Annotated in this window: 1 protein-coding gene; it reads left to right on the top strand. The window is 64.3% G+C overall.

The window, feature by feature from the left end:
- Positions 1-277, top strand: a 277-nt coding sequence (locus HKX41_11300; protein NNC24717.1) for an elongation factor 4, incomplete at both ends; no start/stop codon positions are given.

The raw sequence follows: 277 nt of genomic DNA, 5'->3' as shown, positions 1-277 counted from the left end.
AGCTGTGCGAGGAAAAGCGCGGCGTGCAGATCGGCATCACCTATATGGCGAGCCAGGTGCAGATCAGCTACGAGCTGCCGATGGCCGAGGTGGTGCTGGACTTCTTCGACAAGCTCAAGTCGGTCAGCCGCGGCTACGCCTCGCTGGACTACCACTTCCTGCGTTTCCAGGAAGGCCCGTTCGTGCGCGTGGACACGCTGATCAACGGCGACAAGGTCGATGCGCTGTCGATCATCGTCCACCGCAGCCACGCCGACCGGCGCGGCCGCGAGCTGTG

The sequence above is a fragment of the Salifodinibacter halophilus genome, assembly GCA_012999515.1.
Taxonomy (GTDB): Bacteria; Pseudomonadota; Gammaproteobacteria; order Nevskiales; family Salinisphaeraceae; genus Salifodinibacter; species Salifodinibacter halophilus.
The sequence above is the reverse complement of the archived record's forward strand: the minus strand, read 5'-3'. Positions and strand labels throughout refer to the sequence as shown.